The sequence below is a fragment of the Shewanella spartinae genome, from assembly GCF_019457555.1.
Lineage (GTDB): Bacteria > Pseudomonadota > Gammaproteobacteria > Enterobacterales > Shewanellaceae > Shewanella > Shewanella loihica.
Genome location: NZ_CP080418.1, coordinates 3109211 through 3125481, shown reverse-complemented (window position 1 = coordinate 3125481; position 16271 = coordinate 3109211). Strand labels below are relative to the sequence as shown.

Genomic DNA, 16271 nt, shown 5'->3' with positions numbered 1-16271 from the left:
TGCTCTTTAAAGGTGACTTTTCAAGGCGACTCTTTCAAGGCGACTCTTTCACGGGAATAGTTCGCCGCATAAATATTAGAAAATTAGCTAACTAAATCAGAACCTCCTTATGTCAGAACCTCGTTTCGTGCACCTGCGCGTACACAGTGATTTTTCCATGTCTGATGGCCTCGCCAAGGTCAAGCCCATTCTCGCCAAGGCCAGTGAAGATCAGATGGCTGCACTGGCCCTGACCGACAACACCAACCTCTGCGGTCTGGTGAAGTTTTATGGCGGCTGTCACGGTGCGGGGATCAAGCCCATCGTAGGTTGTGACTTCTTCATGCTGGTGCCGGGTTTCGAGGATGAATTCTGCTCCCTGACTGTGCTGGCGATGAACAACGAGGGATATAAGAACCTTACCCTGCTGATCAGCGATGCCTACCTGCGTGGCCATGTAAAAGACAGGGCGGTGATCGACCAGGCCTGGCTGGAGCGCTACAGCGAAGGGCTGATCCTGCTATCCGGCGCCAAAGATGGCGACGTGGGCAAGGCGCTGCTCAAGGGGAACCAGGGCCAGGTGGACTCTCTGGTCGCCTTCTATCAGACCCACTTCCCCGACCGTTATTATCTCGAGCTTATCCGCACCGGGCGCCCCGACGAGGAGCGTTATCTGCATATGGCAGTTGAGCTGGCGGGCGAGAAAGACCTGCCCGTGGTCGCCACCAATCAGGTGGTGTTCATACAGCCTGAGCAGTTCGAAGCCCATGAGATCCGCGTGGCCATCTCGGATGGTTTCACCCTGGCGGACCCAAGGCGGCCGCGCCGCTACAGCGAGCAGCAATATTTCCGCAGCCAGGATGAGATGTGTAAGCTATTTGACGATATCCCCGAGGCGCTGCAAAACAGTGTGGAGATCGCCAAGCGCTGTAACGTCACAGTGAGACTCGGTGAATACTTCCTGCCGAACTTCCCCACCGGCGATCTCTCCATCGAAGATTTTCTGGTCGAGGTCTCCAAGAAGGGCCTGGAGGAGCGTCTCGAGTTCCTCTTTCCCGATGAGGCACAGCGCGCCGAGCGCCGCGGTGAGTATGACGAGCGTCTCGATGTCGAGCTGACGGTAATTAATAACATGGGATTCCCCGGCTACTTCCTCATCGTGATGGAGTTTATCCAGTGGGGGAAAGACAACGGTATCCCTATCGGTCCAGGCCGTGGTTCGGGGGCGGGTTCTCTGGTGGCTTATGCCCTTAAGATCACCGACCTGGATCCGCTGGAATTTGACCTGCTGTTCGAACGTTTCCTTAACCCAGAACGTGTTTCCATGCCCGACTTCGACGTCGACTTCTGCATGGACAGACGCGACGAGGTGATCGATCACGTGGCCGAACTCTATGGCCGCGACGCCGTGTCGCAGATCATCACCTTTGGTACCATGGCGGCTAAGGCCGTGGTGCGTGACGTGGGCCGTGTACTGGGTCACCCCTATGGCTTCGTCGACCGTATCTCTAAGATGATCCCGGCCGAGCCCGGCATGACCCTGGCCAAGGCGTTCGAGGCCGAGCCGGCACTGCCCGAGGCCTATGACGCCGACGAAGAGGTGAAAGATCTCATCGACATGTGCCGGGTGCTGGAAGGGGTCACCCGTAACGCGGGTAAACACGCCGGGGGCGTGGTGATCGCGCCGACGGTGATCACCGATTTTGCGCCGCTCTACTGTGATGCCGAAGGGCACAACCCGGTTACCCAGTTCGATAAGAACGACGTGGAAACCGCCGGTCTGGTGAAGTTCGACTTTCTGGGTCTGAGGACCCTGACCATCATCGACTGGGCGCTGCAGATGATCAATCCGCATCTTGCGAAGCAGGGCAAAGAGCCTGTGCGTATCGAGGCGATCGTTTTGGACGACCCGGCTTCATTCCGTCTGCTGCAGCGTTATGAAACCACCGCCGTGTTCCAGCTGGAATCCCGCGGCATGAAAGATCTGATTAAGCGCCTACAGCCTGACTGCTTCGAGGATATGATCGCACTGGTGGCCCTGTTCCGTCCCGGGCCGCTGCAGTCGGGCATGGTAGATAACTTCATCGAGCGTAAGCACGGTCGTGAAGAGGTTTCTTATCCCGATCAGCAGTGGCAACACGAGAGCCTTAAGCCGATTCTGGAGCCCACCTACGGCATCATTCTCTACCAGGAACAGGTGATGCAGATCGCCCAGGTACTGGCGGGCTATACCCTGGGCGGCGCGGACATGCTGCGTCGTGCTATGGGTAAGAAGAAACCCGAAGAGATGGCCAAGCAGCGTAGTGTCTTCGAAGAGGGCGCTGTGAAGAACGGCGTCGACGGCGAGCTGGCGATGAAGATCTTCGACTTGGTGGAAAAGTTTGCCGGTTACGGCTTCAACAAGTCGCACTCGGCCGCCTACGCCTTGGTGTCCTACCAGACCCTCTGGCTCAAGACCCATTTCCCGGCGCAGTTTATGGCGGCGGTGATGTCGGCGGATATGGACAACACAGACAAGATCGTGACCCTGGTGGACGAGTGTGAGCGCATGGGCTTGCCGCTGTTGCCGCCGGACGTCAACAAGGGCCTGTTCCGCTTCACGGTAGATGACGACCTCAACATCGTCTATGGCATCGGTGCCATCAAAGGCGTGGGTGAAGGCCCGGTGGAATCGATTCTGAAGGCGCGGGAGGATGGGCCATTCGTGGACCTGTTCGACTTCTGCGCCCGGGTCGATCTCAAGAAGCTAAACCGCAGGGTTATCGAGAAACTGATCTGCGCCGGCGCCTTGGATAACCTGGGACCGCACCGCGCCGCCATGATGGCGACTCTGCCTGAGGCAATTCGCGCCGCCGATCAGCATGCCAAGGCCGAGGCGATTGGTCAGCACGACATGTTTGGCCTGCTCAACAGCGAGCCGGAAGACAACAAGCAGCAGTTTGTGCACTGTACACCTTGGCCCGATAAGGTGTGGCTCGAGGGCGAACGGGAGACCTTGGGTCTGTACCTCACCGGTCACCCGATTAATCAGTACCTCAAGGAGCTCAAGCACTACACCTCGGGTAGGCTCAAGGATGTGCATCCCACCGAGCGGGGCAAGACCACCAAGGCCGCCGGGCTCGTGGTGGCGACCCGTGTGATGATGACTAAACGCGGCTCCAAGATGGGCCTGGTCACCCTGGACGACAAGAGTGCGCGTTTGGAGGTGATGCTGTTTACCGAGGCCTTTGAGAAATTTGGTGAGCTGCTGGAGAAAGACAGGATCTTGATCGTCGAAGGGGAGGTGAGTTTCGATGACTTCTCCGGCGGCAATCGCATGACGGCCCGCAACATCATCGACATGGGTGAGGCGCGCAGCCACTTCGCCCACGCGGTCGAGGTGGATCTGGATGGCACCAGTATCACACCAGAGTGGCTCGGCCAGTTCCAACAAGCTGTCGAGCCCTGGAAGGCGGGCAGTGTGCCCTTGGTGATCAACTATGCTCAGCCCACCGCCAAGGCCCAGTTTAGGCTGGGGGATGAATGGCGGGTCAACCCGACCGACGAGCTGATGCTGGCACTGGAGACACTGACCGGCTCTGACAAGGTAAGGATCCTCTTCTAGATGGCGCCCGACAGCTTCTGTCCATTTGATGCCCTGACCCAGCTACTAGCGCGGGTGAAGCCTGCGGCCGGCACTAAGCCTGATACTAAGTTAGTACTGGCTTACAGCGGCGGCGTCGACTCGGAGGTGCTTGCCCATGGCCTGAGCCTATTTGCCAAGCAGCATCCCGAGTTTAATTATCTCCTGGTGCATGTGCATCATGGCCTCAGCGCCAATGCTGAGAGCTGGCAGCGCCATTGTGAGCGTCGCGCCCGCGAGTATGGCTTGCCGATCAGCGTCAAGCGGGTGACAGTGGCTAGTGGCGCCCGCATCAGTCTCGAGGCAGCGGCCCGCGAGGCGAGATACGATGCACTGCGAAGCGAGTTAGCCCCCGGCGATATCCTGCTCACCGCCCATCATCAGGACGATCAGTTAGAGACGCTATTACTGGCCCTCAAGCGTGGCCTCGGGCCCAAGGGGCTGGCGGCCATGGGAGAGGTGCAGGCTTTTACCCCCAATAATCTGTTGCTCAGGCCGTTGCTGACCACATCCCGCGCCCAAATAGAAGCCTTCGCTAAGGCCGAGAGGCTTAGCCATATCGAGGATGAGAGTAATAAGGACAGTCGTTTCGACCGCAACTTTTTACGCAATCAGGTGCTGCCGATCCTCACGGCGCGCTGGCCGGCCTTTGCCGCCACCGCCAGTCGCAGCGCTCAATTGTGCGCCGAGCAGCAGGCGCTGATCGACGAGGAGGTGAGTCTTCGTTTACCTGCCATGCTGCTATGCGTGCCCCATAGCCAGGCGACCGTGCTGGATCTGAAGGCGCTGGCAGAGCAGCCAGGGCGCTGGCGTCCCCATCTGCTGCGGGGCTTTATCGAGCATCGCGGCTTCCCTTTACCCTCGGCGGCGCAGCTGGGGGATATTTTGGCGCAGCTTGAGGCCAAGGCAGATGCTCAGGTGGCGATTCGCATCAGATCTATGGTGCTGAGACGTTTTCAACACGCCCTCTATCTGGACTCAGCAGAGGTTGCACCTAGACATAACCAAGTGCTGCAAGGCCTGGATGAGGATGTGAGATCCCAAGGCTCGACGTTAAGCTGGCCTATCGATAGCCAAAGCCAGCTTGTGGCGAACTGGAGCCTGACGGGGCTTCGGCTACGTCTAGAAAAGACAGACGACCTGACGCTTCGTTTTGGCGCCCCGGGTAGCCTGCGCTGTCATCCCCATGGGCGGGACAAGGGGCGGGAGCTTAAGAAGTTGTGGCAAGAGTTTGCCGTGCCTCCCTGGGAGCGAGGACATGTTCCGCTTATCTTCTCGGGCGAGCAATTAGTTGCCGCTGTGGGGCTCTGGGTGGATAAACGTTACCTGGCACCTGAAGGCGAGGGCGGCTGGAAGTTCAGCCTTGCCGAAGTTAATGGCTAATAGCTGATATCTAATCGCTAACATCTAGTAATTAACAGCTAATACCTAACATCTAATAGCAATCTTCCAATACCTAACATCTAGGCGGCAGGATGGCGCTATCCTGCTGGGTACTTTTCAAATCGCGACTTCTTTAAATCTGCTCTAAACCTGTTCTAAAGTCCTTTTAATCTTCACTCGATCTCGTCTTTGACTCGGATGCCACTCTAATCGACGCGGTAGCAGCGACGTCCGGCCGCCTTGGCGCGGTAGAGGGCCTTGTCGGCCCTGAGGTATAGGGTCTCAGCGTCATTGCCAAGCTGCCACTGGGCAAGGCCCATGCTGGTCTGCACCTGAAACTTGGTCAGCAGGCTATCGCCTTCCATCATGGCGAGGATCCGCTCACACAGCACGCTGGCCGCCTGGGTATCGCCTTCGATCAGCAGGGTAAACTCATCACCGCCGATACGAAACGCCTGGTCGCTGTCGCGAATCGCCTGCTCTAGGGTGTGGCCGAATTGACTCAGCACCTCATCGCCCACCAGGTGGCCATACTTGTCATTCAGGCTCTTGAAGTTATCGAGATCCAGCACCACTAAGGTGATCGCATCCCCATGGCGTTGAGCGCGGGCCAGAACCTGCTTGAGGCTCTGCTCATAGTAGCGGCGGTTGCCCAGATGGGTGAGTGAGTCATGCATCGCCTGTCTCGCCATCTGCTGGTAGGCGATGGCGTTTACCAAGGGACTCAGCAGCAGTGACTGCAACTGATATAGCAGCTCTGTCTGTGGCTTGATCAGCGGCGCCGATAGACGATAGGCGATACTAATGCTCACCCCATCATGGCTAAGGTTTTGTTTTATTAGTAAACCTTGCTCACCGCCCCAGCTTAGCTGATACTCTTTATAGCACAGGGTGATCCCCTGCACTGGCAAGTGTTGTCCCATGAGTTTGCCGTAGCAGGCAAATACCGTCCGTGGATCTAGGCTCTCATGCAGCTGCTGCATGACGGTGACCAAATTAGGCGCACCGACTGTATTGTGATGGTGATCTGGCTGATAGCGATATTCGTCAAACGAAAATTCTGTCGCTAAGGCAAAGTCCATAATCTTTACTCCACAATGTAACGGACCCGAGATAGGTTATATAAAGCAAAAAACGTGCCTAATACTAAATGATGAGTTTGTCTATATATGTCATTGAGTTAGTCTGGGGAAGGGGGGCTTAGTCGGTGACAGTATTTTGACTCGGGCAAGAAACTTGACGCTAGAGTTCGTGTCCAGGCCCATTTGGGCACACCGTTTTGGGCACACAGTTTTGGGAAGAGCGTATTTGAGGGCAGGCAGAGGAGCGCGCAGCGGTAATGGAACACAGCATACTGATTAAGATCCTGTTGATGTTGATGATGGCCATAGTGGCGATCGCCCTCTTTAGGCGGGCGGGCCTGCCGGCTATCCTGGCCTATCTGATCACCGGGGTGATCAGCGGCCCTTCTGTGTTCAACTGGTTCACTCAGCAGCAGATCCACTCGGTGGCCGAGCTGGGGGTAGTACTGCTGATGTTCTCTCTAGGTCTTGAATTCTCGCTGCCCAGGCTGTGGGCCATGCGCCGCACCGTATTTGGCCTGGGTAGCGCCCAGGTGTTTGTCACCGCCGTCCTCACCATGTGCATCAGCATGCTACTGGGGCTTAACCTGAGTGAGTCCATCGTGGTGGGCTCGGCCATCGCTCTCTCCTCTACTGCCATCGTACTCAAGCTGCTCAACGAGCGTGGCTGGCTCAGGCGGCGCCACGGTGAGCTGTCTGTGAGTGTCTTGCTGTTTCAGGATCTGGCCGTGGTGCCCCTGTTGATCCTCATGCCCCTGCTGGCCTCAGATGGCGAGATGCTGAGCTGGCACCAGATCTTGCTCGCCATGGGGGAGGGGGTATTAGCCTTCATCGCCCTGATGGCCGTGGGTAAGTGGGCGCTGCCTAAGGTGTTTGATGAGGTGGCGCGCTCGCGCTCCAACGAGCTATTTGTGCTCTCTACCCTGGTGGTGGCGCTGGTCACAGGCGCCCTGACCCAGTGGCTGGGGCTCTCCATGGCGCTGGGCGCCTTTATCGCCGGTATGCTGCTGGGGGAGAGCCAATACAAACGCCAGCTGGAGGCAGATATTCGCCCCTTCAGGGATCTCTTGATGGGACTCTTCTTCATCTCTATCGGCATGCTGCTCGACTTTAGCCTGGTGATCACCTTCTGGTGGCAGGTACTGCTGCTGGTGGTGGCGGTGATCATCGCCAAGGCCTTGATCGTCTTTGGCCTGCTCAGGGCGGCCAAGGAGTCGTTTCGCACCTCTGTGGCTACTGCCATCAGCTTGGCGCAGGTGGGGGAGTTCAGCTTCGTGGTGCTGGCGCTGGCGGTCAACTATCAGCTGCTGGAGATCACCGTCAGTACTAAGCTGGTGATGGTGGCCGTGCTCTCGATGGCGGTGGCTCCCTGGCTGGTGCGTCACAGCGTAGATATCGCAAGGCGCCTGCACGGGGTCAAGTCGGTTAAGCAGGGCGGCCACGAGACTATTCCTATCCCGGAGCAGAGTAGCGACCTGGTGTTGATTCTAGGTTATGGCCGGGTGGGGCAGACCATAGCCCGTTTCATGAAGACCGAGGCGATCCCCTATCTGGTGCTCGACCGGGACCCCACCAGGGTGAGCGAGGCGCGCCGGGCGGGGGAGCCTGTCTATTTTGGCGATGTGGCCAAGCGGGCAATCCTCAAGCAGGCGCAGATCAAACAGGCCAAGCTGATCGTGCTGACCTTTACCAGCAGTCATGTCCTCGATGAGGTCTTGCCCCTGTGCCGTCAGCTGGCGCCCGAGGCCAAGATCTTGGTGAGGACCCGCGACGATGAGGGCATGGAGGCGCTGGAGGAGGCGGGAGCCAGTCAGGTGATCCCGGAAACCCTGGAGGGCAGCCTGATGTTGGTGTCTCAAGTGCTCTATCAGTGCGGCGTGCCCCTGACCCGGATCCTCAAGCGCCTCGAATATGAGCGGCGTAACCACTATCAATATCTGCACGGCTTCTTCTCCGGTGAGGAGACAGACTTTACTCTGGAACTGCTGCACGCCGTGGCCCTGCCCAAAGGCGCCCAGGTGGTGGGCCAGCCGCTCTCGGCCATTCCCTGGGACAAGCTTAGGGTGGAGCTGCGGGCGGTGCGCCGCAGCGGCGCCGAGGTAGAAAGCCCTGAGCTTGATTGGCTCATTCGCCCCGGGGATATCCTCATCATCCTCGGTAAGCCAAGGCGCATCGAGAAGGCCGAGCATTACCTGCTTCAAGGCTAACCGGAGAAGAGAGGGTAAAAGCGCTATGGTACGACCAGCCCTGTTAATTGTGCTCTCTCCGCTGCTCTTGATACAGGCGCTGTGGGTCAAGTGGCGCACGCCAAGGCTGCCAGAGCCCGATGGTGAGCGCAGTGGCGAGCTGGGGGAGGGGAAGCCACTTAGGCTCCTGATTCTTGGCGACTCTGCCGCGGCGGGCGTCGGCGTCACCCACCAGGATGAAGCCCTGAGCGGTCAGCTCACTCGTCTGCTGGCACCTCACTATCGCCTCAACTGGTGCTTACATGCTAAGTCGGGCATGACCACGGCCCAGACGCTCAAGCTTATCCAGCAGGCACCAAATAGGGTCGATGTTATTCTTATCTCTTTGGGGGTCAACGATCTGCTCTCGCCCATCGACGTGCAGCGCTGGCTCGCCTCGACCGGCGCGCTGATAGGCGGCTTACTTGAGGCCTCACCCGGCGCAAGGGTGCTGCTGACGCCGCTGCCGCCCCTAGGGGACTTTCCGAGATTTTCTCAGCCTCTCGCCGGTGTGTTGCGGCGACGGGAGGCGCGCTTTAATCGGGCACTAGAGCAGTTTTGCCAGGGCCAAGGGGCCTGTCAGCTTCTGCCCCTCATGCTGCCTCTGACGCCAGAAGCCCTGGCCAGCGATGGCTTTCACCCCAGTGCGGCCAGCTATCGTCTGTGGGCGGAATGCGCCAGTCAGGCGATCCTCGCCCGCCGCGGGGCTGTCACCTTATAGTCGACCCGTCCAGTCTAGTTAACGCCTTTTGAGAGTCTTTAGCGGATATTGAAGAAGGCCTTGATCTCATCTATTTGACACATGGCATCCTGATAACCCAGGTTGATCAGTGCGCTGCAATAAGACTGCTCGAACAGCAGGTAGGAGACGATACTCGAGTCAGATTGCTGGTTGATGCCGATTAGCCGCAGCAGGGCCTTCACCGCCATTGGCATATCCTGATAGTGTTGGGCGGCGATAAGGCTAAGGTCTTCGCTGGGTTTAATCACAAGTGTGTCTATGGTCTTGAGCGACGCCTCATGTCTGCGCTCCTTGGGGATCAGATTGAGTGTGCTGTTGATCCGCTGTAGACGCTCGAGATCGCTGTTTAACGTATCGGAGAAGATAGTATCGAGCAGGTGACCGGCTATGGTCGCCGTCTTGGGATGATGCTCGAACTCCTTATGCACCTGCTTATGGGGGCTCTCCAGGTTGATCACCATGATCTTCTCCGCCCCCAGATGAATTGGGCTGCTCAGGGGCGCCAGCTGATGCACAGAGCCGTCACCATAATAGCCGCGATTGAGCTTCACCGAGGGAAACACCAGGGGGATGGCGGCGCTGGCCAGCAGATGTTCGGTATGCAGATGAGTGCGCTGGCCGCCACGGCGGGCGCGGTTCCACTCATCAATCTCCTTGGCGGCCTGAAAGAAGCTCACCGAGCGCGACGAGTTGTAGCAGGAGGTATCTACGCTCAGGGCATGCAGGGCGCCGTTGGCGATATTGCGGTCGATCCGCTCGAAGTTAATAAGGTTGTTCAGCAGGTTTCTCAGGGGCTGGTTGTCGAACAGGCTGCCGGCTTCGGTGTTGATCTTCACATCCTGCAGCCCCATCAGCGCCATCTGCGCCAGGTGGGAAAAGATGCCGCCAAAAGAGGAGCGGTAGACCTTGTGGGTGCTAAAGTGGCGCCAGACCCACTCGAGCTTACGTACCCCTAAATGAAAACAGGAGGCATGGGTCGCAATAGAGGTGCCGTTGATGGCGCCGGCAGAGGTGCCGCAGATGATCTTAAAGGGCACGCCGTGGTTACGGGGATAGAACTGAACTATCGCCTTGAGTACCCCGACCTGGTAAGCGGCGCGCGCACCGCCGCCCCCTAATACCAATGCTGTCTTATCTGGCAACTGAGTTCCCTCTGAATGAATTCTATTGTGTCGCGCCTGGCGGCAAGTCTTGTGATTGTGCTGGCCTTGACCAGTCTGTCATTTATATATGTCTTGCCAAGTTAGCTATGTCCGGCTGTTGGTAACGTCCCTTAGCGCTGTCTCGCTTACAATGGCCAAGGCCGATATTGATTAGAATATGTGAGCCGTGAGCCATGTTCAAGCCAGTGTCCCTGGATGATTTTCTCGCCCCTACGGCGCAGCTTCTAGGGCCTTTTGGGATTAACAAGCTGCGATAAGGCCTCAATACGCCATCTCTAGCACAAATAATAGGGTGATGACCTAGATAATAAGTCTATATTGACTCAAGCCTCTGTGGCCGCTTTTGGCGTCACAATGCCGCTATCTACTTGTAATGTAAATGTTAACTGACAAGCTGTCCCTCGACCATGGGTTTTGGGCCTGTTTGATAATCTCTAAGGTTCGCGTAGACTGGAAATGAGTACATATGAGGGATCAAGCATGTTACAGCCACTAAAAATAATAATAGCTGATGATCATCCACTGTTTCGGCAAGCACTCGTAAACACCCTAACCACTCAGTTCGATCAGCCTATGCTGTTTGAGGCGGAAACGGTGACGGCACTGGATGAGATCTTAACCCAGCATCAGGATGCAGACCTGCTCTTATTGGATCTGAACATTCCCAATGCGCATGGATTCAACACCTTAGTCAATATTCGTAACAGCTATCCCCACATAGGGATAGTGGTGATCTCCGGCCAGGAAGATAAAGTCACTGTGGGCAAGGCGATGTCCTTCGGCGCGGCGGGCTTTATTCCCAAGTCCTCGCCGGTCGAGCAGATGGTTAAGGCGATCAATGCCGTGATGGCCGGCCGCCAGTGGATGCCGCCGGGGTGTGAGGATCTCAGCGCTGTGACCCTGGACAGCATGAGCAGTAAGATAGCCAGTCTGTCGCCGCGTCAGCATAAGATCCTGATGATGTTTGCCGACGGCCTGCTCAATAAGCAGATCGCCTATGAGTTGGGTCTGTCAGAGGCTACTATTAAGGCCCACGCCAGCGCCATCTTCCTCAAGCTTGGGGTACATACCCGCACTCAGGCGGTGATCGCCATGAGCCAGCTCTATCTGGACAAGACGCCGCTGACCGCCGAGGTAGAAGAGGTCTAGTCGTTTCAGGCTGACAGGTTTCCCATATTTAATAAAAAACGCCCCGCAGCGGTTTATGTCCGCAGCGGGGCGTTTGCTTTTAATCGGTCAGCGGGTCCACCAGATTAAAGTGGGGGCTCGGCTGGGCCGAATAGTTGTTGTGCAGGCTGTTGGCCAGGGTGGCGCTCATCACGGCGCGCAGGGCGATGGGCTTGATGATCTTACGCAGATAGCCATAACCCAACGCCTTGGTGCGCTGCACCACCTCCTCGTCTATGGTGGCGGTGATCAGAATCGCCGGAATGGGGCGGCTGGAGAGGGCCTGTAGCTCGGCCATGAGATCCAGGCCGTTTAGGTTGTTATCCAGCTGATAGTCCATCAGCACTATGTCTATCTTGCTGGAAAACTGGCTGACACAGGCCTTGGCCTGCTGCGCCGAGGAGGCGGTATGCACCTGACACTTCCAGCCCTTCAATAGCTCCTCCATGCCAGCCAGCACGTTGGGGTCGTCATCGACGCACAGCACCTTGACGCCGTTGAGGGTAAGAATATCCGGCTGGCTGCTCTGCTCCTCTATAAGCTTTGGCTGGGCGACATTTAGGCGCAGGCTGAAGATACTGCCCTGATTAACCTGTGATGACAGGGTAAGCCGATGCTGCATCAGCTCCGCCAGCCCCTGGGCGATATTCAGCCCAAGTCCCAGGCCGTTAACGCCCTCGTGGCCCGAGTGCTGCAGACGGGTAAATTGCTCGAAGATCACCGCCTGCTTATCGGCGGGGATCCCGGGGCCGTCGTCCACCACTTGGATGGCGATGGTGTCACCGTGGCGGCGACAACCCAGCAATATGCGCCCGCCGCCGGCGTAACGAAACGCGTTGCTGATCAGGTTCTGCAGTATGCGTCTGAGCAGCACCTTGTCGCTGCGCACCCAGAGCTTGGTCTTGATGCACTTAAACTCAGCCTGTGTGGTGCTGGCCATGGCGCTAAACTCCTCCACCAGGGAGTCGAGCACCTCCTGCAGGGCAAACTCTGTGATCTCGGGCACTACCGTGCCACCCTCGATGCGTGACACCTCGTTGAGATCCAGCAGCAGCTCGTTGGCCACCTGCAGGGCGTTGTCGATATAGCCTATCTGCTGTTTCTGTTTGTTGGACAGCTGCCCGCCCTGGACGAAGGCGGAGGAGAAGAGGCGCGCCGCCGACAGCGGCTGCAGCAGATCATGGCTACAGGCCTTGAGATACTGGCTCTTCTTCTGGTGCGCCTGTTCTACCTTCTGTAGCGCCTCGGCCAGCTCTTCGTTGGACTTGGCCAGCTGCAGGTTGGCCTGCTCGAGTCGCTTGGTGCGTTCAAACACCCTGGCCTCCAAGTCTAAATTTTTCTCTTTCAGTAGTTTCTCGGCCTCGCGGTACATGCTGATGTCGGAGAAGATCATCACGAAGCCGCCACCGGGTATGGGGTTGCCCTGAATGCGAATCGTCTTGCCGTCGGGTTGGATTCGCTCTGTGGCGTGGCGGCTCCCCTGGCGCAGGAAGTTGAGGCGCCGCTCCACCTGTTCATCCAGGTTGGGGATATAGCCCTTGCCGAACTTGAGGTTGTACTCGATCAGCTGGCGCACCGGGCAGCCGATGTAGACAAGGTCGTCCGGGTAGTTAAACAGGCTGAGGTATTGCTGGTTCCAGGCCACCAGGTTGAGGTCTTTGTCGATAACCGAGATCCCTTCGCTGGCGTTCTCGATGGCGCTGTGCAGCACGCTGCGACTGAACTCCTTGCGATGGCTGGAGGCCTCCTCTACCAGTTGGGCCACATCCTCGATGGCGATGTCGCGGCCATGGAGGGCGCAGGAGAGCACCAGGCGCGCCGAGGCAGAGCCCATGACGCTGGCGAGCATGTTTTCGGTAAAGAAGATCAGTGCCTGATTGTGGGCGTTCTTGTCCAGAATTGGCTGGGGCTGACAGGAGAAGAAGGAGTAGAAGCCCTGGGCGGCCTTGTCCTTACCCACGAAACGGGCCACCAGTAGCTCAAGCTCGGTCGGGTTCACATGCTTGGGCACCTCGGGCAGCGCCTTGTCCAGCTCTGGGCGCTCAATGAAGTGACCTATCTGCATCTGCTCGTGCACGCTCTGGCGGGTAAAGGAGGAGACCAGCCAGATGGCCATCACGTTGACAAACAGACCCACCAGAGTTGCCATAGTGGTCATCGAATAACCGCTGCCGGCGAAGGGGTGACCGTAGAGACCCAGCTGCGGCAACAGGTTCAGCACCAGCCAGAGGGCGAAGCCGCTGGAGATCCCAACCAATACGCCGATCAGCGTGACCCGGCGCCAGAGGAAGGCGGCAAACAGCGCAGGGCCTATCTGGGCGATGGCGCCGAAGGCTACCTCACCCAGGGAGGCCAGTGTGTCGGGCGGGGCGATGAGGAACATGCCATAGCTCATGAAGATCACCAGCAGTACCAGCGCCTTGCGGATATTAAGCAGGTGCGAGCGGAACTTGTGGAAGTCATTGCTCTGTATATTGTTGATCTTAAATAGGGTCGGGAAGACGATCTCGTTACTCAGCATGGTACTCAGGGCGATGGTGGAGATGATCACCATAGAGCTGGCCGCCGAGATGGCGCCGAGAAAACTAAACAGCCCCAGCCAGATATCGCCGCTGAAGACGGGCAGAAACAGCACATAGGCGTCGCTCTGTAGCGAGTCGCCGTAGAGGATATTACCCGCCTGACCCAATGGCGTGGCGAAGAAGGCAAACACCAGCACATAGAGGGGGAAGGTCCAGCGGCTCCAGAGCACATGCTTCTGTGATTTCAGCTCGACGATCAACACCTGGAACTGCCTCGGCAGACAGAGAAATGCCGACATCACGATAATCAACAGGCCAAACAGCGAGATGAAGTTGGGGTAGTTAAACTCCGCCTCTAGGGGCTTTATCTCCGTCGCCTGGCGCCAGATATCCATGGGCGAGTCGAACAGGAAGAAGGAGACGAAGATGCCTATGGTGAGATAGGCGATAAGCTTCACAAAGGACTCGAAGGCGATGGCTAGCATCATCCCCGGATGGCGCTCGGTCACATCAATGGCGCGCACCCCGAAGACTATGGTGAAACCGGCGAGGATCAGACTCACCACCAGGCCCAACTGCCAGGAGGAGAGCAGGTGATCTTGCCGCAAGATCTCATAGGAGTTGACGATCGCCTTCTGCTGCAACGCGATATAGGGCAGGGTGCCGAACAGGGCGACGAAGGTGACTACCACCGCCAGCAAGGGCGATTTGCCGAAACGGGCCGCCAGCAGATCGGCAATCGAGGTGATGTTGAGCTTGAGACAAACCCGGATCACCCGCTGGATAAAGGGCCAAGCGAAGATAAACAGCAAGATAGGCGCGATATAAACCGGCAGATAGGCGAAGGAGTTATTGGCGGCCTGTCCGGCGGTGCCGAGAAAGCCCCAGGAGGTACAGTAGACCCCAAGGGAGAGGGAGTAGATGACGGTGTGCTGCCCGGCAAACCACTTGCCTCGGTACTTGTCACCCAGAAATGCCATTAAAAACAGCAGGCCGATATAGCTGATGCTGATGGCAACCAATAGCCAGTTTGGGAACATCTGTCACTTATCCTATCTTTTCAGGAGCTTATCTCGCCATCAAGGCTCGCTCCTTTTATTTTGTTATTCAAGCCAACATATCACAGTTAAGGTGAAAGTCGGCATTTACGGCCATCGACTTAAGTATTAGTGCTTACTGCCTAATCCTCGGGTATTGCGCCCTATGGCCTACTACCGCTGCATTACTACCTATTCCCAATTGAGGCCAAGGAGGCATTTCTCCATCTTGGAGGCAACCACAAAAGGGGATAATCAAGATGCTCACATCAACAATAAAAAAACTCACACTCGCAACTTCACTCGGTCTGATGGCCAGTTCTGCCATGGCAGGTTATGACTTTAACGTCGGCGACGACGGCAAGCTGTCTTTCGGCGGCTACCTCAAGGTCGATGCCCGCTATGTTAATGGCGATGTCGCCTATCGCGACTTCTGGATCGGTACCGGCACGCCGCTCGAAGAGAGCGCGTCACAGTTCCGTATCTTCGCCAACGAGTCTCGTTTCAATACCAAGTATGTTCACGGCGACGTGATGGGTTTCATCGAGATGGATTTCCTCGGCGGTGGCGGCAACCAGGTGGTGTCTAACTCGGCCCATCCACGTCTGCGTCACGCCTTCATCAAGTACAAAGACTTAACCGTGGGTCAGACCTGGACCACTTTCATGAACACCAGCGCCATCCCGGAAACCGCCGACTTCGCCGGTGCCACGGTCGGTCTGGCCTTCGTGCGTCAGGGCCAGATCCGCTACGACATGGGCGGCTTCCAGGTCTCTATCGAGAACCCTGAGAGTGACGGCGGCGATACCGCCAACGACGATCTGCCGGATGTGGTAGCCCGTTATAACTTCAAGGGCGACTGGGGTAACGTCTCCATCTCGGCGCTGGGTCGCAGGCTCAACACCCTGGGCGGCAACAGCGAGACCGCCTTCGGTGGCTCGATTGCCGGTCGCATCAACACCTTCGGCAAAGATGACCTGCGCTTCCAGTTCCATCAAGGGGAAGTGGGCCGCTACGTGGGCCTGGGGGTGACTAAAGATCTTATCGGCGAAGAGGTGGAAACCAGCACCTCATACCTCGCCGCCTACCGCCACTACTGGACAGACACCCTGCGCAGCACCTTCCTCTATGGTCGCATAGAGACCGACAAGTCAGATGCCGATCGCAGCCAGTGGAGCGTCAACCTGTTCCAGAACCTGACACCGGCACTGGCCGTGGGTATCGAAGTGGGTAACTTCGCCCTGGACGACCAGAAGGTCGATTCTAACTACGCACAGTTCTCAATGCGTTACGCCTTGTAAGTGCTCTTGGGGGAGGGCCTCCTCCCCACTTTTTTTACCCGTTTAGTT

At 57.4% G+C, this 16271-nt stretch carries 9 protein-coding genes; 6 read left to right on the top strand and 3 right to left on the bottom strand.

Features of this window, described 5'->3' with window-relative positions; genetic code table 11:
• Positions 1-109 precede the first annotated feature (109 nt).
• Together dnaE and tilS are read left to right on the top strand one after the other, a co-directional pair.
• Positions 110-3583, top strand: coding sequence for a DNA polymerase III subunit alpha (gene dnaE, locus K0I31_RS13630; RefSeq protein ID WP_220078733.1), 3474 nt, complete (start codon positions 110-112; stop codon positions 3581-3583).
• A complete protein-coding gene (tilS, locus tag K0I31_RS13625; RefSeq protein ID WP_220078732.1) occupies positions 3584-4984 on the top strand; it encodes a tRNA lysidine(34) synthetase TilS in 1401 nt (466 codons plus the stop codon). It abuts the gene before it with no gap.
• A 206-nt stretch (positions 4985-5190) separates the two neighbouring features.
• Here tilS and dgcS read toward each other — a convergent pair whose 3' ends face one another.
• Positions 5191-6066: a diguanylate cyclase DgcS gene (gene dgcS / locus K0I31_RS13620; RefSeq protein WP_220078731.1), complete on the bottom strand. Its 876-nt coding sequence runs from the start codon at positions 6064-6066 to the stop codon at positions 5191-5193.
• Between the two features lie 257 nt (positions 6067-6323).
• On the opposite strand from dgcS, the gene K0I31_RS13615 reads away from it, so the two are divergent.
• Positions 6324-8273 (top strand): monovalent cation:proton antiporter family protein, encoded by a 1950-nt coding sequence (locus tag K0I31_RS13615; RefSeq protein WP_011866414.1) that lies wholly within the window; start codon positions 6324-6326, stop codon positions 8271-8273.
• Positions 8274-8298: 25 nt separating this feature from the next.
• Entirely contained in the window at positions 8299-9012 is a 714-nt protein-coding gene (locus K0I31_RS13610; RefSeq protein WP_220078730.1) for an SGNH/GDSL hydrolase family protein, read from the top strand.
• A gap of 38 nt (positions 9013-9050) precedes the next feature.
• On the opposite strand, the gene K0I31_RS13605 is transcribed toward K0I31_RS13610, so the two are convergent.
• A complete protein-coding gene (locus K0I31_RS13605; protein ID WP_011866412.1) occupies positions 9051-10175 on the bottom strand; it encodes a patatin-like phospholipase family protein in 1125 nt (374 codons plus the stop codon).
• Between the two features lie 501 nt (positions 10176-10676).
• Here K0I31_RS13605 and K0I31_RS13600 point away from each other — a divergent pair.
• Complete coding sequence (locus K0I31_RS13600) at positions 10677-11345, top strand: response regulator transcription factor (protein ID WP_144200326.1); 669 nt, start codon at positions 10677-10679, stop codon at positions 11343-11345.
• Positions 11346-11424: 79 nt separating this feature from the next.
• On the opposite strand, the gene K0I31_RS13595 is transcribed toward K0I31_RS13600, so the two are convergent.
• Entirely contained in the window at positions 11425-14925 is a 3501-nt protein-coding gene (locus K0I31_RS13595) for a PAS-domain containing protein (protein ID WP_220078729.1), read from the bottom strand.
• Between the two features lie 257 nt (positions 14926-15182).
• Between K0I31_RS13595 and K0I31_RS13590 the strand changes: the two genes are divergently transcribed.
• Complete coding sequence (locus K0I31_RS13590) at positions 15183-16223, top strand: DcaP family trimeric outer membrane transporter (RefSeq protein ID WP_011866409.1); 1041 nt, start codon at positions 15183-15185, stop codon at positions 16221-16223.
• Positions 16224-16271: the final 48 nt, after the last annotated feature.

Coding starts and splice junctions, on each gene's coding strand:
- dnaE (WP_220078733.1), top strand. CDS start 110: ATGTCAGAACCTCGTTTCGTGCACCTGCGCGTACACAGTGATTTTTCC.
- tilS (WP_220078732.1), top strand. CDS start 3,584: ATGGCGCCCGACAGCTTCTGTCCATTTGATGCCCTGACCCAGCTACTA.
- dgcS (WP_220078731.1), bottom strand. CDS start 6,066: ATGGACTTTGCCTTAGCGACAGAATTTTCGTTTGACGAATATCGCTAT.
- K0I31_RS13615 (WP_011866414.1), top strand. CDS start 6,324: ATGGAACACAGCATACTGATTAAGATCCTGTTGATGTTGATGATGGCC.
- K0I31_RS13610 (WP_220078730.1), top strand. CDS start 8,299: ATGGTACGACCAGCCCTGTTAATTGTGCTCTCTCCGCTGCTCTTGATA.
- K0I31_RS13600 (WP_144200326.1), top strand. CDS start 10,677: ATGTTACAGCCACTAAAAATAATAATAGCTGATGATCATCCACTGTTT.
- K0I31_RS13595 (WP_220078729.1), bottom strand. CDS start 14,925: ATGTTCCCAAACTGGCTATTGGTTGCCATCAGCATCAGCTATATCGGC.
- K0I31_RS13590 (WP_011866409.1), top strand. CDS start 15,183: ATGCTCACATCAACAATAAAAAAACTCACACTCGCAACTTCACTCGGT.